Genomic DNA, 22,082 nt, shown 5'->3' with positions numbered 1-22,082 from the left:
CGCCCCCTCGCCCCGGCGGCGCTTGCCTCCCCCACCTCAGTCCTCCCTCGCCGCACCGGCCGAGCCCTCCACCGTCCAGGGCCAGTTGACGGCCCCGGGGAAGAGGACCGGGACCGACAGTGACACCCGGGCGCGGTAGACGCCGTCCTCCTCGCCGCAGCCGATGCCGTCGCCGCCCCAGGCCCCCGGTACGTCCGCCCGCGCCGCGGACACACAGTCGCCGCCGACCGCGCCCGCCCGCGCGCCCTTGTCCGCCGCGTCCCCGGCGAGGGAGTAGGTGTAGCCGATCAGGACGCACTGCCAGACCACCGCCAGCGCCAGCAGGACCAGCGGGAGGACGCCGAGGAACTCCACGGCGACCTGTCCCCGGTCCCCTCCCCCGCGCCGCCGGAAGCGGGGGGCCGGTACGGGCGCGAGCTGGTCGGGGCCGGTGCCGCCGGCCCCTATGGCCCGGCGGCGGCGCAGCCCGCCGGTGAGCGAGCGGTCGGCGTGCGCGGCGCCGCGCGGAGGTCCGGCGTCCGCCGCGGTGGCGAGCCCCAGCTCGCCGGCGAGCGTCCGGAACGCCTGCCGGACGGGGGACTTGGGGTCGAGGTCCTGCATCCGGCCGGAGTCGACGGCGGGCTGGAGGTCCTTGTAGCCGGCGGGAATGGCGGTACGGGCGGTCCTCGTGCCCGTGGTGCGCTCGACGAGGGGAGGCTGGATCTCGCCGCCGCGGGTGTGGCGGTTGACGACGGTCGTGGTCTCCTCCGCCTTGCGGATCTGCAGCCGCTCCCACAGCCGCACCATGCGCTTGGCGGCCCGTACGGACACCACGTCCGGCGTCGTGACGAGCAGGGCCACGTCGGCGGTCTCGACGACGGCGGCGCCCGCGGCGGTGATCTGGGTGCCGCAGTCGACGACGACCAGTTCGTACCGGCTCCGCAGCGCGCCGGCGATCTGCCGGGCGGCGAGGTCGCCGACCTCCTCGCCGCGCTCGCCCTCGGCGGGGGCGAGCAGCAGGCCGAGCCCGGTGGGGTGCGGGAAGACGGCGTCCTGGAGGACGCGCGGGGAGATGTCGCTGATGCCGGCCAGGTCGGCGATGGAGCGGCGGAACTGGACGTCCAGATAGGAGGCGACGTCACCGGACTGGAGGTCCATGTCGACCAGGGCGACGGCGCGTCCGGCGGCGCACGCGGCCAAGGCGAGCTGGACGGCGGTGACGGTCGTGCCGACGCCGCCCTTGGCGCCGATGACCGCGACGAGGCTCCCGCCGGGCCCGCCGCCGGTGAGGGTGTCGGCGCCGCCGCCCAGGTGTCGGCGGACGCCGGTGGCCCAGTGGGCGGCGGCCTGCACGCGGGCGCCCAGCTCGTCGTAGGAGAGCGGCAGTGCGGCGAGGCCGCGGGCGCCGGCGTCCATGGCGGCGGCGTAGAGCGCGGGCCCCGGGGTCGCGGTGACCATCACGACGCCGGTGGCGGGGAAGCGCAGGGCCACTTCACGGATGAGTTCGAGCGCGGGCAAGGGCCCCAGGCGCTCATGGACGAGGACGACCTCGGGGAGTTCCTCGACCGAGGCGGCGGCCAGGACGGCGAGGGTGTCGAGGAGGCGTGTGGAGTCGCCGGCGGTCCGAAGTGGCTCGACGCCGGGGAGCTGGCCGAGCAGCCCGCCGATGGCGCGGGCGGCGTCCGGGTCGCCGATGGCCGGGAGGATTCTGATCGTCACCGTGTCCCTTGCCTCTCCTGTGCCTCTATTTGTCGCCGTCGAGCGTGTACGTGCGGTCGCCGCCGCCGATCTGGCCGTCGTCGCCCGGGGCGATCAGGGCGAGCCGGACGTGGGAGGCGAAGGACTCGGCGTAGGCGACGCGCTGGGCGTCCGCCGTGCTCAGGGCGAAGGTGATCGGCACGACCTCGCCGCCCCGCCGGGTGGTGGCCGAGGTGCCGCCTCCGGCGTCGCGGTCGAGGGGCTTCATCTTGCCGACGGCGATGACCTGGGCGTTGCCGACCATGATCCGGGAGACGGGCTTGGCGCCGGACTCCTTGCCGTCGAAGGTGGCGTAGATGTTGACCCTCGACCCGGGGTTGATCTTGCCCGCGACCCCCGTCGCCGCGTCGATCATGATGGCGATCTCCTGCTGGCCGGGCTTGAGCTCCGGCCGGTCGACGACCATGTCCCGCTGGAGGAGGGAGCCCTTCCGCAACGGGGTGACGGCGATCTTGCCGTCGAGGGCGGCGAGGTCGGTGACGGCCGTGGAGGGCAGCCAGCGCTTGGGCATCGAGATCCGCTCGAAGCTGCCCTTGGAGCGTTCGAGGGACTGGTAGGCGGGGATGTCGGCGCGCAGCCGGTAGGCGGTGGTCTCGGGGCCGACCTTGGACTCGGCGTCGTGGACGACCGCGAAGACGCCGGCGAAAGCGCCGAGTGCGCACAGGACCGACAGGAGCAGCAGGATGATCCCGCGGCGCTGACGTGAATTCATGGGGCGGCGAACCTCGTTCGGGGATGTGACCGGGCTGACCGGTGGGGTCTCTGCGGCGAGGGCGTCGGGTCAGCGGCCGGCCAGGGCGCCGGCCGCGCGGCCGGGCGGGTCCAGGGCGCGGCCGGCGTCGGTGCGCGGCAGCGGGCCGGCGCAGAACGCGCAGCGGTCACCGATGAGTTCGAGGCCGCACCAGTGGCACTGCTCCCTCCTGACGGACGACACGAGCTGGTAGAGCACGCTGGGGTCGGAGATGGCGGCCGCGAACTCGACGGTGCCCCGGGCGCCCCACCAGCGCCCGGAGGCGGCGGGCAGCCCCGTCTCCTGGACGCCCTCGACGTGCCAGCGGTGGGCGAGGGTCCCCAGGACCCAGTCGACGCCCTTGGTGGGTCCGGCGCGGGCGACCGTCAGCCGTGTGCCGAAGCCGGGGCCCTCGGGGGCCTCGCCGTCGCTGACCTTGATGAGCCGGGGCGCGGGGTTGACGAGGACGGCGAACCGGGCGCCGGGCAGGAGGGACGCCAGGTGGGTGCCGAGGCCGACGTCCACCCGGTCGAGGCGGGCGACGCTGGAGAGCTGGGCGCCGGCGTAGATGTAGTGGGTGAGCAGCCGGGCCGCGGAGGCGAGCACACCGGGGCTCAGGTCGGAGACGGACAGCTGGCGGAGCTGGCGCGCCAGCACCCCGACGGCCAGGGGTGGCAGCGCGATGGGTAACAGCGCCAGTCGGTCGCTCTCCAGGACGGAGCGGATCGTGTGGAGGCGCTGGACGTACCGGGCGGGCAGCGCGTCGGGGTAGAGCGTGACCACATAGCCGCACTGGTCGAGCAGGATGGCCGTCTGGGTGACGGCGGTCTCCAGCGGCTGCGCCTCGGGCGGCTGGAAGACGGCGGCGGCGGGGGTCTGTCCATCGGGCGGTGGGAGCACCAGGTCGGGACTGGTGACTGCTATCGCGATGGGCACGTCGGCTTCCCCGTTCACTCCGGCCGCGGGGGGCTGCGGCGGACGCAGATCGATACTGCCCTGTGCTGGTGCCTCCGCACTTTATCCACGAATGGAGCGGCTGAGAACCGGTCCTCGGGGTTTACCGAGGCGCTCCCGCGGTGGCCTGGGAGTCTTCCCCGGAACCTTTGCCGCACGTATTGACGGATGTATTGGCCTAGACCATCTTTACGCCAAACGGCGACAGCCGTCCCCCACAGCTCATCCCCTGATCCTCCTCTCCCCACCCCTCAACTCCCTTCCCACCGGAGGCAGTCGTGGACCGTGCGATACGCACGCCGATTTCCGGAAACAGACGGCGCCTGGTCGGCGCCCTCGCCACCGCCCTCCTCGCGGCCGGCGGCCTCGTCGGCGCCGGCACCGGTGCCACCGCCCGCGCGGCCGACGCCAATCTCGCCAGGAACCCCGGCTTCGAGTCCGGGCTCTCGTATTGGACCTGTACGGGTGACAGCGGTACGGCGGTCACCTCGCCCGTGCACGGCGGAACGGCCGCCCTCAGGGCCACCCCCGCCGGTTCCGACAACGCCAGGTGCGCGCAGACCGTCACCGTGCGGCCCAACTCCTCGTACACGCTGAGCGCGTGGGTACAGGGCTCGTACGTGTACCTGGGCGCGAGCGGCACCGGGACCACGGACGTGTCGACGTGGACGCCGTCCGCGAGCGGCTGGCAGCAGTTGAGCACCTCCTTCACGACCGGCGCGAACACCACCTCGGTGACCCTCTACACGCACGGCTGGTACGGGCAGCCCGCCTACTTCGCCGACGACGTCACCCTGACGGGTCCGGGCGGCGGCGACCCGGGCGAGCCGGTTCCCGGCGCCCCGGGCGGCCTCACGGCCGGGGCGGCCACCTCCTCCTCCGTCGGCCTGTCGTGGAACCCGGTGACCGGCGCGACCGGCTACAACCTCTACCAGGACGGTACGAAGCTGCTGTCGGTCAGCGGCACTTCGGCGACCGCTACGGGCCTCGCGCCCTCCACCTCGTACCGGTTCCAGGTGACGGCGACCAACGCGGCGGGCGAGTCGCCGAGGTCGGCGGAGGTGACCGCCACCACCACGGCGGGCGGCGGCGACGGGCCTGCCGTGCCCAAGCACGCCGTCACGGGCTACTGGCAGAACTTCGACAACGGCGCGACGGTCCAGCGCATCAGCGACGTCCCGAGCCAGTACGACATCATCGCGGTGGCCTTCGCGGACGCCACGACCACACCGGGGGCGGTCGACTTCACCCTCGACCCGGCGCTGAAATACACGGAAGAGGCGTTTAAAGCCGACATCGCCGCCAAACAGTCAGCCGGAAAAAACGTCGTCCTCTCCATAGGCGGCGAACGGGGCACCGTCACCGTCAACGACGCCACCTCTGCCGCCAACTTCGCCGACAGCGTCCATGCCCTGATGCGGAAGTACGGCTTCAACGGCGTCGACATCGACCTGGAGAACGGGCTGAACCCCACCTATATGACGCAGGCACTGCGCGCGCTGTCGGCGAAGGCGGGCAGCAAGCTCGTGATCACCATGGCGCCGCAGACCATCGACATGCAGTCGACGTCGGCCGGTTACTTCAAGACCGCGCTGAACATCAAGGACATCCTGACCGTCGTCAACACGCAGTATTACAACAGCGGTTCGATGAACGGCTGTGACGGCAAGGTCTACTCGCAGGGCACGGTCGACTTCCTCACCGCGCTGGCCTGCATCCAGCTCGAAGGCGGCCTCGCGCCCTCACAGGTCGGGCTGGGCCTGCCCGCGTCGACACGAGGCGCGGGCAGCGGCTATGTGGCGCCGTCCGTCGTCAACAACGCCCTCGACTGCCTCGCCAAGGGCACGGACTGCGGATCGTTCAAGCCCGCGAAGACGTATCCGGGGATCAGGGGCGCGATGACCTGGTCGACGAACTGGGACGCGAGCAATGGCAACGCCTGGTCCAACGGCGTGGGCCCGCACGTGCACGGGTTGCCGTAGGCGGAGCCGCCCTCGATCGCCGGACGGGGTCCACGGGCCCGTCCGGCGATCGAGGACGTGCGGTTCAGCGTCGGGCCGCGGCCGTCGGCTTGGGGAGCGCGCACCCCGGCAGGCCGAGGTCGAGCTTGTTGCCGATGCCGACGCACTTGGCTATGCCGTACGTCTGCTGGGCGTAATTGATGCCCTGGCGGACGGTGACCTTGCCGTTCTCGTCGACCTCGCACGGATTGTTGACCGTGCAGCGCTGGCCGCTCTCGTTGCCGGTGTTATTGATGGCGACGACCTTGCCCGTGGTCGTGTCGACGACGGGAGAGCCGGACGTTCCGCCTATCGTGTCGCACGACGAGGTGTAGCGGAGGGAGTCCTTCCAGGTCCAGTCGCCCTCACGGAGTCGGTAGACGAACCCGTCGACGTTGCAGGAGTAGATCCGCTTCCAGTAGCCGGAGACGACCTTGATCGGCGTGCCGGTGGCGGGGTGGTCGGCCGACAGGCTGAGCGCGTTGATGTTGTACCGCTGTTTGATCTGCGCGTAGGTGGTGTCGAGTTGGTACAGGGTGACGTCGGTGTCGGTCATCGTCGCGTACGAGACCTTGACCGCGCGCAGGGTGGCGACCTTGCCCGCGGTGGAGTTGAGCAGGCTGAACGTGCGGCTGGACGGCCGGTCGGTGATGACCTCGCCGGCGTCCGGCATGCCGGTCTCCAGACAGTGGCCGTTGGTCATCACCAGGGCGGGGTCGGTGTCGGTGGAGCTGGGCATGCGGATCAGCGATCCGGAGCAGTTGCTGAGCGCGACGGTGCCCGCGAAGTCGACGGCCTTGGGTCTGGCCTTGGCGGCCGCCTGGGGCGCGGCCGTGGCGGTGCCGGCACCGGCCACGGTCGCGCCGGTGAGGAGCAGCGTCGCGAGCGCGCCGACGAGAGGTCGTCTCATGGGGGGTGGTTCCTCTCGGATGGGGGGTGGGTCGCCTCGGAACCGAAGCATCCCTTCAGTTTTGACATGTGCATTGTTGGTGCCGGTGTGGGTGCGCGCAATCAATCGGCCGGGAGAGGAAGGGAAGTTGGCTTGTTCCGCCCTTCGTTCGAGCATTGACGTGCGCATGCCATCTCTCGACACTGGCCACACGCACACCCCCCACTCACCCCCACCTCTCTCCCCCACTCGTCGCACGACCGGAACCCCCCAGGAGACCGCATGCGACTGCGATCCCACGGCAGATGGGGCACCGCCCTGGCCGCCGTCCTCACCCTCGCTCTCGCCGTTCCCGCCGCCTCCCGCGGTGAGGAGCGGAGCTCGCACACGTACGAGGTCACCGGCCCTCGTACCGCCGCCGAGCGCACCGCCGTGGCCGCGACCGGCGCGGCCATCGACGCCGTCCGGAACGGCTCCGTCGTCATCACCGCCGACGCCGCGCAGGCCGAGCGCATCCGCCTGCTCGGCTACCGGGTACGAGCCCTCCCCGGGCCCCCGGACCGCTCGGACGGCAAGGCCGCCAAACCGTTCGACTTCCCGCCGGCCGACGCGAAGTACCACAACTACGCGGAGGCCATGGCCGAGATCGACGCCGGCGTCGCCGCGCACCCGGCCATCATGAGCAAGAAGGTCATCGGCAAGTCCTACGAGGGCCGCGACATCGTCGCCGTGAAGATCAGCAAGAACGTGGCCGCGGACGAGAACGAGCCCGAGGTGCTCTTCACCGCCCACCAGCACGCGCGCGAGCACCTGACCGTGGAGATGGCGCTCTACCTGCTCAAGGAGTTCGGCTCCAAATACGGCACCGACCCGCGCGTGACCAAGATGGTCGACAGCCGTGAGATCTGGGTCGTGCCCGACGTCAACCCCGACGGCGGCGAGTACGACATCGCGAGCGGCTCGTACCGCAGCTGGCGCAAGAACCGCCAGCCCAACGCGGGATCCAGTAGCCGAGGCACCGACCTGAACCGCAACTGGAACTTCAAGTGGGGCTGCTGCAACGGCTCCTCCGGCAGCACCGGGTCCGAGACCTATCGCGGCACGGCCCCCGAGTCCGCGCCCGAGGTGAAGGTCGTCGCCGACTTCGTCCGCGGCCGCGTCGTCGGCGGGAAGCAGCAGATCAAGTCCGCGATCGACTTCCACACCTACAGCGAGCTGGTGCTGTGGCCGTTCGGCTACACGTACAACGACACCGGCCCGGGCATGACGCAGGACGAGCACGACGTCTACGCCACCATCGGCAAGTCCATGGCCGCCAGCAACCACTACACCCCCGAGCAGTCCAGCGACCTCTACATCACCGACGGGACGATCGACGACTGGCTGTGGGGCAACCAGAAGATCTTCGCCTACACCTTCGAGATGTACCCGGGTGAGAACGGCGCGGGCGGCGGCTTCTACCCGCCCGACGAGGTGATCGACCGGGAGACGGCGCGCAACCGCGACGCGGTGCTCCAGCTCCTGGAGAACTCCGACTGCATGTACCGGGCGATCGGCAAGGAGCAGCAGTACTGCACGTGACGTCTTACGGGAGGCGGCCCCGCCCGATCAGCGGATCCGGCGGGGCCGCGCTCCCGCGCGTGCCGACGCGCGTCAGTCGAGGACGGCGAGCGCGTCCATCTCGATCAGCAGGTCATCGGGCAGGCCGACATAGACGGTCGTACGGGCCGACGGGACCTCCTTGAGGTCGGCGAAGTAGTCGTTGTAGAGGGTGTTCAGCTCGGCGAAGTGCGCGGGGTCGGTGAGGTAGACGCGGAGCATCACCACGTCCTCCCACGTCGCGCCGCCCGCTTCCAGGACGGCCCGGACGTTGGCGAGGGTCTGGAGGGTCTGCTCGCGCAGGGTCGGTCCGGCGACGGTGGGTGCCCCGCCCGGCTCGGCGGGCAGGAAGCCGACCTGGCCGGCGACCTGGAGGATGTTGCCCTTGCGTACACCGTGCGAGAACTTGGCGGGCGGTGCGGTGTGGCCGACGGGGGTGACGGCGGTCTTCCGAGTCATGGCGCTGCCTTCGTGGGTGTCGTGGGTGAGGTGGTGCCGGAGTACTCCGCGCTGATGGCGTCGGCGGTGCGGCGCAGCAGCGGCAGGAGGGCGATGAGTTCCTCGGCGGTGACGACGACATTGGGCGCGGAGATCGAGCAGGCGGCGACGGTGCGCCCGTCCGCGCCGCGAATGGGCGCCCCGACGCAGTTGATGGACTCCTCGTGGCCGCCGAGGTCGGTGGCCCAGCCCCGCTCGCGCACGGTCGCCAGCTCCTTGAGGAAGGCGGCGGCGTTCGGCGTCGAGCGGGCGGTGTAGGCCGGGTAGTCGAGCCGCTCGGCGACGGCCCGCCGCTCGGCCTCGGGCAGATCGGCGAGGAGCAGCTTGGCGACGGCCGCGACGGTGATCGCGACAGGCTTGCCGATGCGGGAGTACATCCGTACGGGGTAGCGGCTCTCGACCTTGTCGATGTAGAGCACCTCGTTCTCCTCGTACACGGCGAGGTGCACGGTGTGTCCGCAGCTCTCGTTGAGCGCGACGAGGTGGGGGTGGGCGATCTCCCGTACGTCGAGGCTCTCGACGGCCTGCTGGGCGAGGGCGAACAGGCGGGCGCCGAGGCGGTACCGCTGGTCCTGCTGGCGGTAGACGAAGCCGTGTTCGTGCAGGGTGCGCAGCAGGCGCAGCGCGGTCGACTTGTGGACGCCGAGTCGGTTCGCCACCTGTTCGAGGTTGGCGGGGCCCTCGGCGAGGAGCGGCAGGATGCTCAGGGCCCGGTCGACGGTCTGGCTCATGGGAGGGGTCTCGCTTCTGGTGCGTGGGGCGTGGTTCATGAGGTGCGGGACCGCCCGGCGGTGTCGGCGCGCCCGGTCCAGCCCCGGCCGAGCCGCAGCCTCCCCCACGCGCCGTCGTCGAGGGCCACGAGCCGGTCGGCGTGCTCCCGCGAGGGCGGCCCGGCGAGGTCACCGGGCGCGGTGAGCACGGCGGCGGCCATGAGATGCCCGTGCCGCAGCCGCTCCACCACGGGCAGCCCGCGCAGCGTCCCGGACAGGAACCCGGCGGCGAAGGCGTCCCCGGCACCGACGGGCGCGACGACGTCGACGCGGGGCGCGGGGGCGGAGACTACGTGGTCGGCGGGGGGCCCTGGGACGGCGGTGATCCCAAAGGCAGGCGGGGCTCCGGGCGGGGGCGCGACGGCGTCGGTCGACGCCGCGAGAGCGAGGTCGGCCGGGGTTCGTGGAGGCAGCGGCCCGAGGCCGGTCCCAGAGGTCCACGCGTCGGCGCCGGACTCGCGGACGTACGCCGTGGCGCCCGCCGCGCCCCGCTTGACGACCAGGATCCCCGGTTCGGGCAGCGCCGCCCGGATCGCGTCGGCGCCGCGCAGCCCCCACGCCGCCTCCGCCTCGTCCTCACCGACGAGGACGAGGTCGCAGCGGCGCGCGAGCTCGGCGAGGACGTCCGCGCCGCCGTCGGCCCCCTGCCAGAGTCCGACGCGGTAGTTGACGTCGAAGGAGATGAAGGGCCGGCCGGCACCGCGCCCGGTCAGCTCACGGAGCAGCGCGAGGCAGTCGGCGGAGAGCGCGGCCGTGATGCCGGTGAGGTGCAGGACGCGGCCCGCCCACGCCGTCGCGCGCGGGATCAGCGCGGGCGACATGGCCGAGGCGGCCGAACAGGCACGGTAATAGGCCACTTCGGCGAGGGGTGCGGGGGCGCTCGGGACCGGGAAGGGCGCGGGCGCCGTGCCCTCGGGCGCGGGCCGGTCCGCCGCGCCCGCGTACGGCGTCACGCCGGGCGCGTCCTCTCCACCCCACGCCTCCCGCTCCGCGATTCCGCCCCCGCCCGCGTCCGTGACCCGCCGCTCCCCCGCCGTGCGGAAGTAGATGCCCGTGGGCCGCCGCGGATCGCGCCGCACCGCCGAGACGTCCACCCCGTACGCGGCGATCGTCTCCACCACGTGGTCGCCGAAGCCGTCCGTACCGACCCGCCCGATCCACCGGGTCCGGTGCCCGGCCGCCGCGAGGACACAGGCGACGTTCGATTCCGCTCCCCCGATGCCCCGGTCGAAGGACGGCACCTCGGCGAGGCGCCCGGGCCGTGAGGGGCGGAAGGTGACCATGGACTCGCCGAGGCACACGACGTCGATGTCCGACGCGACGTCCGACGGACGCGGATGCGGACACGAACACGGACTCGGACTCGGGTCGCTGGCGGTCACGGTCGGCTCTCGCTCCTTGATCGACGCATCCTTGCTCGACGCATCCTGGTCGGCGTGCCCTTGCTCGACGCATCCTTGTTCAACGCGTCCTCGCTCGACGAACCCTTGCTCGACGCATCCTGATCGGCCGGCCCATCCCGACCAGTGGTTCCTTGATCTGCGCTTTATGCGGTTTGTGTGACGGTCTCCCGGACGGCCTTCCGGGAAGCCCGGAGGACCGTTGACCCGGCCCCAGCCGGGATGTTAGACAGCGCTGAGCGTTATATGCAATGAGCGTTGCGCATACTGCAACTCTATTTTCTGGAGACTCCATGGCCGCCGAACTCTTCGACGAAGCCGCGGTCGCCCGCCTCGCCGAGGACCGTCTCGACCACCGCTTCAAGGGCCTGCCGCCCGACGCGGAGGGCCTGACCGTCGGCGAACTGGCCGCCGAGCGCCGCTCGCTGTTCACCGGCGGCTTCACCACCCCCGTGCTCGCCCTCTCCGCCGAGGCGCTCGATCACAACCTCGCCCTCATGGAGCGCTGGTCCGCCGGGCACGGCCTCGCCTTCGCCCCGCACGGCAAGACCTCCATGGCCCCGTGGCTGTTCGCGCGTCAGCTCGACCACGGCGCCTGGGGGATCACCGCCGCGACCCCCGCCCAGGTCCGCGTCTACCGCGCCTTCGGCATCCGGCGGATCTTCCTCGCCAACGAGGTCGTGGACGCCGCCGCCCTGCGCCTGCTCGCCGCCGAGCTCGCCGCCGATCCGGACTTCCGGCTCATCACCTACGTCGACTCCGTGCGCGGCGTGGAGCTGATGGACGCCGCCCTGCGCGAGGCGGGCGCCCCCCGCCCCCTCGACGTCGTCGTCGAGCTGGGCGCCGATGGCGGCCGTACGGGCGTGCGCACCGAGGCCGAGTGCGTGGCCGTCGCCGACGCGGTGGCCGCCGCGAGCACTCTGCGTCTGGTGGGCGTCGGCGGCTACGAGGCGGAGATCCCGGACGCCGACGGCGAGCTCGTACGGGCCTGGCTGCGGCGACTGACCGGGCTCGCGGTCGAGTTCGACAAGGCGGGACGGTTCGCTGACGTCGAGGAGATCGTCGTCAGCGCGGGCGGCAGCGCGTGGTTCGACGCGGTCGCCGAGGTCTTCGCGGAGCTTCCCGCGCTGTCCGCGCCGGTGCTCAAGCTGCTGCGCTCCGGCGCGTACGTCACCCATGACGACGGCACGTACCGCCACAAGACCCCCTTCAACCGCCACCCCGACGAGGGTGTCCTGCGCCCCGCCTTCCGGCTGTGGGCCCAGGTCGTGTCGCGGCCGGAGCCGGGCCAGGCCTTCCTCAACGCGGGCAAGCGCGACGCCCCGTACGACCTCGGCCTGCCCGAGCCCCAGGTCGTACGCTCCGCCCGCGACGGCTCCCTGCGCCCGGCCGAGGGCATGACCGTCACCCGGCTGGCCGACCAGCACGCGTTCGTGGAGCTCGAAGGCGGCGCGGGTACGGAGCTGGAGGTCGGGGACTGGGTGGGGCTGGGGCTGTCGCACCCGTGCACGGTGTTCGACAAGTGGCAGCTGATTCCCCTGGTGACGGAGGACGGCACGGTCACGGATTACGTCCGCACGTTCTTCTAGACCCGGCCGTCGATGGGCCGGACGGGGTCGACGACCGAGCCCGTCCGGCGATCGGGGACAGCCTTCGAGTCTTCGACGGATTCGAGTCTTCGACAGACAGGCATCCACATGGACTTGGTCATCCGCGACGCCCACGTCATCGACGGCACAGCAGGCCCCGCCTACCGGGCGGACATCGGCCTGACCGGCGGCCGGATCGCCGAGATCCGACGCGAAGGCGACGGCCCCCGCCCGACCGCCCGACGCACCGTGGACGCCGACGGCCTCGCCCTGGCCCCCGGGTTCATCGACATGCACGCCCACAGCGACCTCGCCCTCCTCACCGACCCCTCCCACGAGGCGAAGGCCGCGCAGGGGGTGACCCTGGAGGTCATCGGCCAGGACGGCCTGTCGTACGCGCCCGTCGACGACCGGACCCTCGCCGAGGTCCGCACGCAGATCACCGGGTGGAACGGCGACGGCTCCGGCGTCGACTTCACCTGGCGGAGCGTCGGGGAGTACCTCGACCGTCTCGACCACGGCTTCGGCGGCGAGGGGATCGCCGTCAACGCCGCCTATCTCGTCCCGCAGGGCACCGTGCGGATGCTCGCCGTCGGCTGGGATGACCGCGCGGCCACGGACGGCGAACTCGCGCGCATGCGGCGGCTGGTCGCCGAAGGGATGGAACAGGGCGCCGTCGGGATGTCGTCCGGGCTCACCTATACGCCCGGCATGTACGCCGGTGACGCCGAGCTGACCGAGCTGTGCCGGGTCGTGGCGGCGTACGGCGGCTACTACTGCCCGCACCACCGCTCGTACGGGGCGGGCGCGCTCGCGGCGTACGAGGAGATGGTCGCCCTGACCCGCGAGGCCGGCTGCGCGCTGCACCTGGCGCACGCGGTGCTGAACTTCGGCATGAACAAGGGCCGCGCCCCCGAGCTGCTGGCCCTCCTCGACGCCGCGCTCGCGGACGGCGCCGACATATCCCTGGACACCTATCCGTACACGCCGGGCTGCACCACGCTCGTCGCCGTGCTGCCGAGCTGGGCGACCGAGGGCGGCCCGGAGGCGACCCTGGCACGGCTGCGGGACGACGCGGCGGCCGAGCGGATCCGGCGGGTGCTGGAGGTCGAGGGCGCGGACGGCTGCCACGGCGTGCCGATCGACTGGGACACCGTCGAGATCTCCGGCGTCGCGCACCCGGAGCAGGCGGAACACGTGGGCAGGACCGTCGCCGCCACCGCGCGCGAGCGCCGCGAGGAGCCGTGGGACACGGCGCGCAGGCTGCTGCTCGCCGACCGGCTGGGGACGACGATCCTCCAGCACGTCGGCCACGAGGAGAACGTACGGGCGATCATGCGGCACCGGGCGCACACCGGCGGCAGCGACGGCATCCTCCAGGGCGCCAAACCGCACCCGCGCGCGTACGGAACGTTTCCGCGGTACCTGGGCCGCTACGCCCGTGAGCTGGGCGTGCTTCATCTGGAGGAGTGCGTGGCGCATCTCACGTCCCGGCCCGCGGCCCGGCTGAGGCTGCCGGACCGGGGGTTCGTACGCGAGGGATACCGCGCCGACCTGGTGCTCTTCGATCCCGAGACGGTGGCCTCGGGTGCCACTTTCGAAGCCCCTCGGACGCTTCCGACCGGCATTCCTTATGTCCTGATTGCCGGACGCTTTGTGATGGAAGACGGGCACCGGACGGACGCCCTCGCCGGGCGGACGGTGCGGCGCGCCCCGGTGGGCTGATCCACCCGGAGCGAGCTCTTCCGGTGTGACGGGAAACCCCGCGCGACGACTCCGGCGCGCCCGTATGGTGGCCGTCATGCAGGTGATCCAGTCAACGAAGCTCGCCAATGTCTGCTACGAAATCCGTGGCCCGGTGCTCGAGGAGGCGATGCGGCTGGAAGCGGCAGGTCACCGCATCCTCAAGCTCAACACGGGCAACCCCGCGACGTTCGGTTTCGAGTGCCCGCCCGAGATCCTCGAGGACATGCTGCGCAACGTCGGTGACGCGCACGGCTACGGCGACGCCAAGGGCCTGCCGTCCGCCCGGCGCGCGGTGGTGCAGCACTACGAGACCAAGGGCATCGAGCTGTCCGTCGAGGACGTCTACCTCGGCAACGGCGTCTCGGAGCTGATCCAGATGTCGATGCAGGCGCTCCTCGACGACGGCGACGAGGTCCTCGTCCCGGCGCCGGACTATCCGCTGTGGACGGCGTCGGTGTCCCTCGCGGGCGGCACGGCCGTGCACTACCGCTGTGACGAGCAGGCGGACTGGATGCCGGACCTGGCCGACATCGAGCGCAAGGTCACCGACCGCACCAAGGCCATCGTCATCATCAACCCCAACAACCCCACGGGTGCGGTCTACGACGACGAGATGCTGCGCGGCCTGACGGAGATCGCCCGCCGCCACAACCTGATCGTCTGCTCCGACGAGATCTACGACAAGATCCTCTACGACGGCGTGACGCACACCCCGACCGCCGCCATCGCCCCGGACCTGCTGACGCTCACCTTCAACGGCCTGTCGAAGTCCTACCGGGTCGCGGGCTACCGCAGCGGCTGGATGGCGGTCTGCGGTCCGAAGGCGCACGCCGACAGCTACATCGAGGGTCTGACGATCCTCGCCAACATGCGCCTGTGCGCGAACATGCCGGCGCAGCACGCGGTGGCCACCGCCCTCGGCGGCCGGCAGTCGATCAACGACCTGGTGCTGCCGGGCGGGCGGCTGCGGGAGCAGCGCGACGTCGCGTACGAGCTGCTGACCCAGATCCCGGGCGTGAGCTGCGTGAAGCCCAAGGGCGCGCTGTACGCCTTCCCGAAGCTCGACCCGAAGGTCTACAAGATCAAGGACGACCGGCAGATGGTGCTGGACCTGCTGCGCGCCGAGAAGATCATGGTGGTGCACGGCACGGGCTTCAACTGGCCGGAGCCGGACCACTTCCGCCTGGTCACGCTGCCCAGCACCAAGGATCTGGCGGACGCCGTGACGCGCATCGGGACGTTCCTGGACGGCTACAGCCAGCCCTGAGCCGGCCCCCGCGGTGCCTCCGACCAAGATCTGATTTGTAAGCAAAACAACTTTAGACGCCGTCTAAGTTAGGATGGCCTTCTCAGTCATTGCAGGAGGCCATCCATGTACGAGCCGATCCGCACGAAATCGGTCCACACCATGGCCGAGCCGGGACGCGGGGGCCGCGGACCGCACCGCTCCCGCGAGGAGGAGCTGGACATCCGGCTCGCCGGACATCTCACCGCGCTGCTGACCGTCACCGACGAGCTGCGCGCCCTGGCACCCGACCCCGATCTGGACCAGGCCGCGCAGCGCCTGGCGGACCGGGTCGCCGCCCTGAACGACGGTCGCTCGCCCCTGAGGGCCACCCCCACCACGACGGGCGCCGGCCCGGACCGCGTCACCGCCCTCCACCAGCGCGCCCACACCCTGGCCGGTCAGGCGCTGGTCGTGGCCACGTCCCGCGCGGACGAGACGGGCACGAAACTGGCGGCCGAGCGCCTGCGCTCCCACGCGGGCGCCCTCGGCATCCCGGACGCGGCGTGATCTGAAACCGCCGAGGCGCGGCCCCCCTGTCCCGGGGACGAGGGGGCCGCGCACGCTCCGCCCGCTCAGTAGCGGAGGTCGACCCGCACCGTGGCCGTCGCCGACGAGCCCTCGTGCGCGTCGTCACCGTTCCAGCTGACGGTGTACGTCGTGGGGCCGCCCGCCCGGGGGGTGTCGACGACGTGGAACGTACCGTCGGCTGCCAGCATGCAGGGGCCACGCGCCTTCTGGTGAGGCGTCAGACTCCGTGCGGGGCCGGGCACATGGGGAGCCGGTGCCCGCCCCGGGGAGCCGGGGCGGGCCGGGCGGGAACGGTCAGCCCAGGCGCTTGATCAGCGCGCGGTACTCGTCCCACAGCTCCTTCGGCGTGTGGTCTCCGAAGGTGTTGAGGTGCTCGGGGATCAGCGACGCCTCCTCGCGCCACACGTCCTTGTCGACGGTGAGCAGGAAGTCGAGCTCGCTGTCGGTCAGGTCGAGACCGGCGGTGTCGAGCGCCTCCTTCGTCGGCAGGATGCCGATGGGGGTCTCGACACCCTCGGCCTTGCCGTCGAGGCGGTCGACGATCCACTTCAGCACGCGGCTGTTCTCGCCGAAGCCCGGCCACACGAACCGGCCCTCGGCGTCCTTGCGGAACCAGTTGACGTAGTAGATCTTCGGCAGCTTGGCCTGGTCCTTGCTCTTGCCGACCTCCAGCCAGTGGCCCATGTAGTCGCCCATGTTGTAGCCGCAGAACGGCAGCATGGCGAAGGGGTCGCGGCGCAGCTCGCCGACCTTGCCCTCGGCGGCGGCGGTCTTCTCGGAGGCGACGTTGGCACCGAGGAAGACTCCGTGCTGCCAGTCGAAGGACTCGGTCACCAGCGGCACGGCCGAGGCGCGGCGGCCGCCGAAGAGGATCGCCGAGATCGGCACGCCCTTGGGGTCCTCCCACTCGGGCGCGATGATCGGGCACTGCGAGGCGGGGACGGTGAAGCGGGCGTTGGGGTGGGCGGCGGGGGTCCCGGACGCCGGGGTCCAGTCGTTGCCCTTCCAGTCGGTCAGGTGCGCGGGCTGCTCCTCGGTCATGCCCTCCCACCACACGTCGCCGTCGTCGGTGAGGGCGACGTTGGTGAAGACGGAGTTGCCCCACATGGTCTTCATGGCGTTGGCGTTGGTGTGCTCGCCGGTGCCGGGCGCGACGCCGAAGAAGCCGGCCTCGGGGTTGATGGCGTAGAGGCGGCCGTCCTCGCCGAAGCGCATCCAGGCGATGTCGTCGCCGATGGTCTCCACCGTCCAGCCGGAGATGGTGGGCTCCAGCATCGCGAGGTTGGTCTTGCCGCAGGCGGACGGGAAGGCGGCCGCGACGTACCGCGACTCGCCCTGCGGCGGCGTGAGCTTGAGGATGAGCATGTGCTCGGCGAGCCAGCCGTTGTCGCGGGCCATCACGGACGCGATGCGCAGCGCGTAGCACTTCTTGCCCAGCAGGGCGTTGCCGCCGTAGCCGGAGCCGTAGGACCAGATCTCGCGGTCCTCGGGGAAGTGCGAGATGTACTTGGTGGTGTTGCACGGCCAGGGAACGTCGGCCTCGCCCTCGGCGAGCGGGGCGCCGAGGGTGTGGACGGCCTTGACGAAGAAGCCGTCGGTGCCGAGCTCGTCGAGGACGGCCTGGCCCATGCGGGTCATGGTGCGCATCGACACGGCGACGTAGGCCGAGTCGGTGATCTCCACACCGATGGCGGACAGCGGCGAGCCGACCGGGCCCATGCAGAAGGGCACGACGTACAGGGTGCGGCCGCGCATCGAGCCGCGGAAGATGCCGCCCTGACCGTCCTTGCCCGCGAAGATCTCCCGCATCTCGGCGGGGGCCTTCCAGTGGTTGGTCGGGCCCGCGTCCTCCTCCTTCTCGGAGCAGATGAAGGTGCGGTCCTCGACGCGCGCCACGTCGCTGGGGTCGGAGGCGGCGTAGTAGGAGTTGGGGCGCTTGACCGGGTCCAGCTTCTTGAAGGTGCCCTTGGCGACGAGCTCCTCGCACAGGCGCTCGTACTCGGCCTCGGAACCGTCGCACCAGACGACCTGGTCCGGCTCGGTGAGGGCGGCGATCTCGTCGACCCAGGAGATCAGCTCCTGGTGGTTGGTGAGGGTGGTGGGAGCCGCATTGCTGCGCGCCACGATCGCTCCGTCCCGCCGGAAACCACGCTGCCCCGGCGTCAGATGTTGAGGGTTGCCGAACCTCGCCGTTTCGCCCGCTCGGTCCGCTGCTGGAAGGTGCCCCTTGGGGGCTGCGACCCAGACGCTTCGTGACCGCTCATCCGGTGCCGCCCGCACTCATTTGATCATCCGACTCCATTCCGGTTCTGTCCAGGGGGCGCTCCCGTGACCATCGCCACGTGATACTGATCCGTAACTTACGGTGCCGTAGGTACCATGGCCGCCATGACTTCCGCGCCCGACGCAGCGCTTCCCGCGCAGCCCGCTCCCGCCGGCGCCGCGGCCGCCGCCCTCGACGCCGCCTCGCATCCCGACCCGTCGACGCCCGTCAAGCCGCGACTGCGCGGCTGGCTGCACGCCGGGATGTTCCCCGCCGTAGTGATCGCCGGCATCTTCCTCACCGCCCTCGCGGACAGCACCCGCGGCCGGATCGCGTGCGCGGTCTACGTGCTCTCGGCCTGCCTGCTGTTCGGCATCAGCGCCCTCTACCACCGGGGCGACTGGAGCCCACGCGTCAACGCCGTGCTCCGTCGGCTCGATCACGCCAATATCTTCCTGATCATCGCCGGCACCTATACCCCGCTGACCATGCTGCTCGTCCCCGGCGGCCGGGGGCAGGTGCTGCTGTGGGCCGTCTGGGGCGCCGCCATCGCGGGGATCGCCTTCCGCGTCTTCTGGGTCGGCGCGCCGCGCTGGCTCTACACCCCCTGCTACATCGCCATGGGCTGGGCCGCGGTCTTCTTCCTCCCGGACTTCATGCGCAAGGGCGGCGTCGCCGTGCTCGTCCTGGTGATCGTCGGCGGCCTGCTCTACAGCGCGGGCGGCGTGATCTACGGGATGAAGCGCCCCAACCCCTCGCCGCGGTGGTTCGGCTTCCACGAGGTCTTCCACTCACTGACCCTGGCGGCGTTCATCGTGCATTACGTGGGCATCTCTCTGGTGGCCTATTCGCACGGTTGAGCGGCCCGGCGCCGGGCGCGCCGGAGTGCCCGACACCGACGTCCCCAGTGGCCGTGGCCGTGAGGCCACGGCCACTCGCCATGTCAGGACACCCACACCGGCCAGCACCACCAGCAACACCGCGATCTCCCCCACGACCACGAACCCGCCGATGCTCAGCGCCCCCATCAGCACCGCGACGGCGTTCACCATGGCTCCCATAGCCACCCCCTTCGATCGTCACTGACCGAACCCCTGCCCACCACACAGCGTTACATACTCCACTGACAATCAGCGTCCCATCAAGAACCGGTGCTCGATCGAGGCGGCCGACGCATGGTCACCGAGCGAGTCGTCGCAAGGGCCACGACGTGGTCCCCGAGAAGGCCGATGCCCGAGAATGTCTGTCATGGCCTCCGCAGACACCTCGTCCGCCGTGCCGCCCGAGCCCCGGCTCGGGCTGCGCGAGCGGAAGAAGATCCAGACCCGTCAGGCGATCCGCCGCGCCGCCTACCGGCTTTTCGAGAAGCAGGGATACGACGCGACCCCGGTCGACCAGATCGCCGAGGCCGCCGACGTCTCCCCCAGTACCGTCTTCCGCTACTTCCCCACCAAGGAGGACATCGTCCTCACGGACGAGTACGACCCGGTGCTGGCGGCGGCGATCCGGGCCCGGCCGGCGAGCGAGTCACCGGTCGAGGCCATCCGTCAGGGGGTCCTGGCCTCCATGCGCCACGTCATCGACCACGATGTAGTCGAGCTCAAGCAGCGCACCAAACTCGTCCGCGAGGTGCCGTCCCTGCGCGGTCGGCAGGCCGAGGGCATGGGCGAGTCGGCCCGCACGCTGTGCGCCGTCGTGGCCGAGCGCACCGGCCGGCCGGCCGACGACATCGAGCTGCGGGTCGTCATCGCCGCCGTCCTCGCGGGGATGCAGGAAGCGCTGATGCACTGGGTCGAGCGGGGCCAGAACGAGGACCTCGTCGAGGTCATCGGCCGCGCCCTGGACGTACTGGCCCGGGGACTCACTCTCTGAGCCACCCGAATCAAGGGGTCCATCGGCCCGGCGCACGGGGTGGCTCGCCCAGGCGCCGGGCGAGCCGCTCGATTTGCGCGTCGGGGTCGTCCGTCCGCGCCGGATGACTACCTCACCGGGCCCGGCTCGGCGTCACTCGCCACCCTTCAAGCTGTCCGCGAGCGCCTCGGGATCGGCCGTCGGAGCCTGGCAGGTGAAGTTCCGGCAGACGTACGCGGCCGGCCGGGCGTCGAGGAGGGGGCGGTCCGCGAGCAGCGGCACCTCGTCGGATCCCGGCTCGCCCACGGCGACGGCGAGGCCGGGGGCGGTGGACAGCAGTGCGGTGCGGTGCAGTTCACGGGTGGCCGGGTGGTCCTGCGGGCCGACGACGGCGACCTCGCGGGGCCCGTCGAGCAGCGCCTCGGTGACCGCCAGCCCCCAGCTGATGAAGCGCGGCGCCTTGGGGCCGAGCACCCGTACGACGGCGAGGGCGCGCTCCGCCGCCTCGCGGTGGGGGGAGCTGCCGGTGTAGGCGGCGTACGTCAGGAGGGCGCCGCACGCCGCGGTCCAGCCGGACGGGGTGGCGGTGTCGGTGGGGTCCTGCGGGCGGCGGATCAGGGTCTCGGCGTCGTCGGCGGTGTCGAAGAGGCTGCCGTCCGCGCCCCGGAAGTGGACCAGGACGGAGTCCAGGAGCAGCCCCGCGAAGTCCGTCCAGACCCCCTCGCCGGTGACCGCGGTGAGCGCCAGGAACCCCTCGGCGACATCCGCGTAGTCCTCCAGGACACCCGCGTGCGAGCCCGCCGCACCGTCCAGGGAGGTGCGGAACAGCCGCGCGTGCCAGTCCATATGGGTGCGTACGAGCAGGTCGGCGGCGTCGGTGGCGGCCTGGATCAGGTCCGGGCGGTCGAAGTAGGCGCCGGTCTCGGCGAGCGCGGCGATGGCCAGGCCGTTCCAGGCGGCCACGACCTTGTCGTCGCGGCCGGGCCGGGGCCGCTCCTCGCGCGCCGCCAGCAGCTTCCGGCGCACGGAGGCGAGCTTGCTCGCGTCGAGGAGGAGCGCGGTGTCGGGCAGTTGGAGGACGGAGGCGCCCTCCTCGAAGGTGCCGTCCTCGGTGACGCCGAAGTGGGCCGCCGCGAGCGCCGCGTCCTCCGCGCCCAGGACGTCCTGCAGCTGATCGGGCGTCCAGACGTAATAGGCGCCCTCGGTGTGCCGGCCCGTGCCGTCGTCACTGTCCGCGTCCAGCGCGGACGCGAAGCCGCCCTGCTCGGTGCGCATCTCGCGGATCAGGAAGTCGGCCGTCTCCAGCGCGACCCGGCGGGCGAGGTCGGAGCCGGTGGCCCGCCACAGGTGCGCGTAGACCCGGCACAGCAGGGCGTTGTCGTACAGCATCTTCTCGAAGTGCGGCACGGTCCAGGTGGCGTCCACGGCGTACCGGGCGAAGCCGCCGCCCAGCTGGTCGTAGATCCCGCCGCGGGCCATGGCCTCGCACGTGGCCTGCACCATTTGCAGCGCGGCCTCGGAGCCCGTACGGGCGTGGTGGCGGAGCAGGAACTCCAAGGTCATGGACGGCGGGAACTTCGGCGCCCCGCCGAAACCGCCGCGCACGGCGTCGAATTCCCGGGTCAGCCCCATCAGCGCCTGGTGGACGTCCTCGGCGGCGGGCGGTCGGGGGGCGGCCTCCTCGCCCTCCTTCGCCGGGGGCAGGCCGAGCACGAGAGTGCGCTCGGACAGGTCCCGCACGATCCGGCCGGCGACCTCCCCGACCTCCTCGCGGCGGTCCGCCCAGGCGGCCCGTACGCCCTCCAGGATCTGTGGGAAGGACGCCGTGCCGTGCCGGGGCGCGGGCGGGAAGTACGTGCCGAAGTAGAAGGGCTCGGCGTCGGGGGTGAGGAAGACGGTCATGGGCCAGCCGCCGTGGCCGGTCGCGGCCTGCACGGCTTCCATGTACACGGCGTCGATGTCGGGCCGCTCCTCGCGGTCGACCTTGACCGAGACGAAGTGCTCGTTGAGGTAGTCGGCGGTCGACCGGTCCTCGAAGGACTCATGGGCCATCACATGGCACCAGTGGCAACTCGAATACCCGACGCTCAGCAGCACGGGCACATCGCGGCGCCGGGCCTCGTCGAATGCCTCGGGCGACCACGGCCACCAGTCGACCGGGTTCTCGGCGTGCTGGAGGAGGTAGGGGGACGTCTCATGCGCCAGGCGGTTCGGCATGGCCCCCATCCTTCCCCAACCGG

Annotated in this window: 18 protein-coding genes; 8 read left to right on the top strand and 10 right to left on the bottom strand. The window is 71.6% G+C overall.

Features of this window, described 5'->3' with window-relative positions; all coding sequences use genetic code 11:
- Nucleotides 1-36 precede the first annotated feature (36 nt).
- The 3 genes from ACZ303_RS18955 to ACZ303_RS18945 form a co-directional block, all read right to left on the bottom strand.
- Entirely contained in the window at nucleotides 37-1,698 is a 1,662-nt protein-coding gene (locus ACZ303_RS18955; RefSeq protein WP_467340312.1) for an AAA family ATPase, read from the bottom strand.
- Between the two features lie 25 nt (nucleotides 1,699-1,723).
- Entirely contained in the window at nucleotides 1,724-2,449 is a 726-nt protein-coding gene (cpaB, locus tag ACZ303_RS18950; RefSeq protein ID WP_467340310.1) for a Flp pilus assembly protein CpaB, read from the bottom strand.
- Between the two features lie 69 nt (nucleotides 2,450-2,518).
- Nucleotides 2,519-3,403 (bottom strand): hypothetical protein, encoded by an 885-nt coding sequence (locus ACZ303_RS18945; RefSeq protein ID WP_467340309.1) that lies wholly within the window; start codon nucleotides 3,401-3,403, stop codon nucleotides 2,519-2,521.
- A gap of 296 nt (nucleotides 3,404-3,699) precedes the next feature.
- On the opposite strand from ACZ303_RS18945, the gene ACZ303_RS18940 reads away from it, so the two are divergent.
- The gene (locus ACZ303_RS18940) at nucleotides 3,700-5,403 is read left to right on the top strand and encodes a chitinase (RefSeq protein ID WP_467340307.1); all 1,704 of its coding nucleotides are present in this window, start codon (nucleotides 3,700-3,702) and stop codon (nucleotides 5,401-5,403) included.
- Between the two features lie 64 nt (nucleotides 5,404-5,467).
- On the opposite strand, the gene ACZ303_RS18935 is transcribed toward ACZ303_RS18940, so the two are convergent.
- A complete protein-coding gene (locus ACZ303_RS18935; protein ID WP_467340305.1) occupies nucleotides 5,468-6,331 on the bottom strand; it encodes a trypsin-like serine peptidase in 864 nt (287 codons plus the stop codon).
- A 261-nt stretch (nucleotides 6,332-6,592) separates the two neighbouring features.
- On the opposite strand from ACZ303_RS18935, the gene ACZ303_RS18930 reads away from it, so the two are divergent.
- Complete coding sequence (locus ACZ303_RS18930) at nucleotides 6,593-7,891, top strand: M14 family metallopeptidase (protein ID WP_467340303.1); 1,299 nt, start codon at nucleotides 6,593-6,595, stop codon at nucleotides 7,889-7,891.
- A gap of 72 nt (nucleotides 7,892-7,963) precedes the next feature.
- Here the strand turns inward: ACZ303_RS18930 and ACZ303_RS18925 are convergent, their stop codons facing one another.
- Genes ACZ303_RS18925 through ACZ303_RS18915 form a run of 3 tightly spaced genes read right to left on the bottom strand, consistent with a single transcriptional unit; the run spans nucleotide 7,964 to nucleotide 10,487 of the window.
- Nucleotides 7,964-8,368: a RidA family protein gene (locus ACZ303_RS18925; RefSeq protein ID WP_467340301.1), complete on the bottom strand. Its 405-nt coding sequence runs from the start codon at nucleotides 8,366-8,368 to the stop codon at nucleotides 7,964-7,966.
- Entirely contained in the window at nucleotides 8,365-9,138 is a 774-nt protein-coding gene (locus ACZ303_RS18920; protein WP_467340299.1) for an IclR family transcriptional regulator, read from the bottom strand. Before ACZ303_RS18920 ends, ACZ303_RS18925 begins: the two co-directional genes overlap by 4 nt.
- 35 nt (nucleotides 9,139-9,173) lie before the next feature.
- The gene (locus ACZ303_RS18915; RefSeq protein WP_467340782.1) at nucleotides 9,174-10,487 is read right to left on the bottom strand and encodes a sugar kinase; all 1,314 of its coding nucleotides are present in this window, start codon (nucleotides 10,485-10,487) and stop codon (nucleotides 9,174-9,176) included.
- Between the two features lie 383 nt (nucleotides 10,488-10,870).
- On the opposite strand from ACZ303_RS18915, the gene ACZ303_RS18910 reads away from it, so the two are divergent.
- The 4 genes from ACZ303_RS18910 to ACZ303_RS18895 all read left to right on the top strand — a co-directional run bounded on the left by ACZ303_RS18910 (nucleotide 10,871) and on the right by ACZ303_RS18895 (nucleotide 15,707).
- Nucleotides 10,871-12,166 carry an alanine racemase gene (locus tag ACZ303_RS18910; protein ID WP_467340297.1) on the top strand — a complete coding sequence of 432 codons (1,296 nt, stop codon included), beginning with the start codon at nucleotides 10,871-10,873 and terminating at the stop codon, nucleotides 12,164-12,166.
- A 108-nt stretch (nucleotides 12,167-12,274) separates the two neighbouring features.
- Entirely contained in the window at nucleotides 12,275-13,891 is a 1,617-nt protein-coding gene (locus tag ACZ303_RS18905) for an N-acyl-D-amino-acid deacylase family protein (protein ID WP_467340295.1), read from the top strand.
- 76 nt (nucleotides 13,892-13,967) lie between these two features.
- Nucleotides 13,968-15,179, top strand: a complete 1,212-nt coding sequence (locus ACZ303_RS18900; RefSeq protein WP_467340293.1) for a pyridoxal phosphate-dependent aminotransferase — start codon at nucleotides 13,968-13,970, stop codon at nucleotides 15,177-15,179.
- A 105-nt stretch (nucleotides 15,180-15,284) separates the two neighbouring features.
- Nucleotides 15,285-15,707 carry an SCO4983 family protein gene (locus tag ACZ303_RS18895; protein WP_467340291.1) on the top strand — a complete coding sequence of 141 codons (423 nt, stop codon included), beginning with the start codon at nucleotides 15,285-15,287 and terminating at the stop codon, nucleotides 15,705-15,707.
- A 65-nt stretch (nucleotides 15,708-15,772) separates the two neighbouring features.
- On the opposite strand, the gene ACZ303_RS18890 is transcribed toward ACZ303_RS18895, so the two are convergent.
- Entirely contained in the window at nucleotides 15,773-15,916 is a 144-nt protein-coding gene (locus ACZ303_RS18890) for a hypothetical protein (protein ID WP_467340289.1), read from the bottom strand.
- 106 nt (nucleotides 15,917-16,022) lie between these two features.
- Entirely contained in the window at nucleotides 16,023-17,852 is a 1,830-nt protein-coding gene (locus ACZ303_RS18885; RefSeq protein WP_467340287.1) for a phosphoenolpyruvate carboxykinase (GTP), read from the bottom strand.
- Between the two features lie 264 nt (nucleotides 17,853-18,116).
- On the opposite strand from ACZ303_RS18885, the gene trhA reads away from it, so the two are divergent.
- Nucleotides 18,117-18,851 (top strand): PAQR family membrane homeostasis protein TrhA, encoded by a 735-nt coding sequence (trhA, locus tag ACZ303_RS18880; RefSeq protein WP_467340285.1) that lies wholly within the window; start codon nucleotides 18,117-18,119, stop codon nucleotides 18,849-18,851.
- A gap of 379 nt (nucleotides 18,852-19,230) precedes the next feature.
- On the top strand, nucleotides 19,231-19,863 hold the full coding sequence (locus ACZ303_RS18875) for a TetR/AcrR family transcriptional regulator (RefSeq protein WP_467340283.1): 633 nt from the start codon (nucleotides 19,231-19,233) through the stop codon (nucleotides 19,861-19,863).
- A gap of 132 nt (nucleotides 19,864-19,995) precedes the next feature.
- On the opposite strand, the gene ACZ303_RS18870 is transcribed toward ACZ303_RS18875, so the two are convergent.
- Entirely contained in the window at nucleotides 19,996-22,059 is a 2,064-nt protein-coding gene (locus tag ACZ303_RS18870; RefSeq protein ID WP_467340281.1) for a thioredoxin domain-containing protein, read from the bottom strand.
- Nucleotides 22,060-22,082: the final 23 nt, after the last annotated feature.

It is taken from the genome of Streptomyces sp. NPDC023527 (assembly GCF_055560115.1).
This window is presented reverse-complemented; position numbering and strand designations above follow the sequence as displayed.

Bases quoted from the DNA above. Each gene is read 5' to 3' on its own strand.
- cpaB (WP_467340310.1), bottom strand. From the start codon at position 2,449: ATGAATTCACGTCAGCGCCGCGGGATCATCCTGCTGCTCCTGTCGGTC.
- ACZ303_RS18935 (WP_467340305.1), bottom strand. From the start codon at position 6,331: ATGAGACGACCTCTCGTCGGCGCGCTCGCGACGCTGCTCCTCACCGGC.
- ACZ303_RS18930 (WP_467340303.1), top strand. From the start codon at position 6,593: ATGCGACTGCGATCCCACGGCAGATGGGGCACCGCCCTGGCCGCCGTC.
- ACZ303_RS18925 (WP_467340301.1), bottom strand. From the start codon at position 8,368: ATGACTCGGAAGACCGCCGTCACCCCCGTCGGCCACACCGCACCGCCC.
- ACZ303_RS18920 (WP_467340299.1), bottom strand. From the start codon at position 9,138: ATGAGCCAGACCGTCGACCGGGCCCTGAGCATCCTGCCGCTCCTCGCC.
- ACZ303_RS18910 (WP_467340297.1), top strand. From the start codon at position 10,871: ATGGCCGCCGAACTCTTCGACGAAGCCGCGGTCGCCCGCCTCGCCGAG.
- ACZ303_RS18905 (WP_467340295.1), top strand. From the start codon at position 12,275: ATGGACTTGGTCATCCGCGACGCCCACGTCATCGACGGCACAGCAGGC.
- ACZ303_RS18900 (WP_467340293.1), top strand. From the start codon at position 13,968: ATGCAGGTGATCCAGTCAACGAAGCTCGCCAATGTCTGCTACGAAATC.
- ACZ303_RS18895 (WP_467340291.1), top strand. From the start codon at position 15,285: ATGTACGAGCCGATCCGCACGAAATCGGTCCACACCATGGCCGAGCCG.
- ACZ303_RS18890 (WP_467340289.1), bottom strand. From the start codon at position 15,916: ATGCTGGCAGCCGACGGTACGTTCCACGTCGTCGACACCCCCCGGGCG.
- trhA (WP_467340285.1), top strand. From the start codon at position 18,117: ATGACTTCCGCGCCCGACGCAGCGCTTCCCGCGCAGCCCGCTCCCGCC.
- ACZ303_RS18875 (WP_467340283.1), top strand. From the start codon at position 19,231: ATGTCTGTCATGGCCTCCGCAGACACCTCGTCCGCCGTGCCGCCCGAG.
- ACZ303_RS18870 (WP_467340281.1), bottom strand. From the start codon at position 22,059: ATGCCGAACCGCCTGGCGCATGAGACGTCCCCCTACCTCCTCCAGCAC.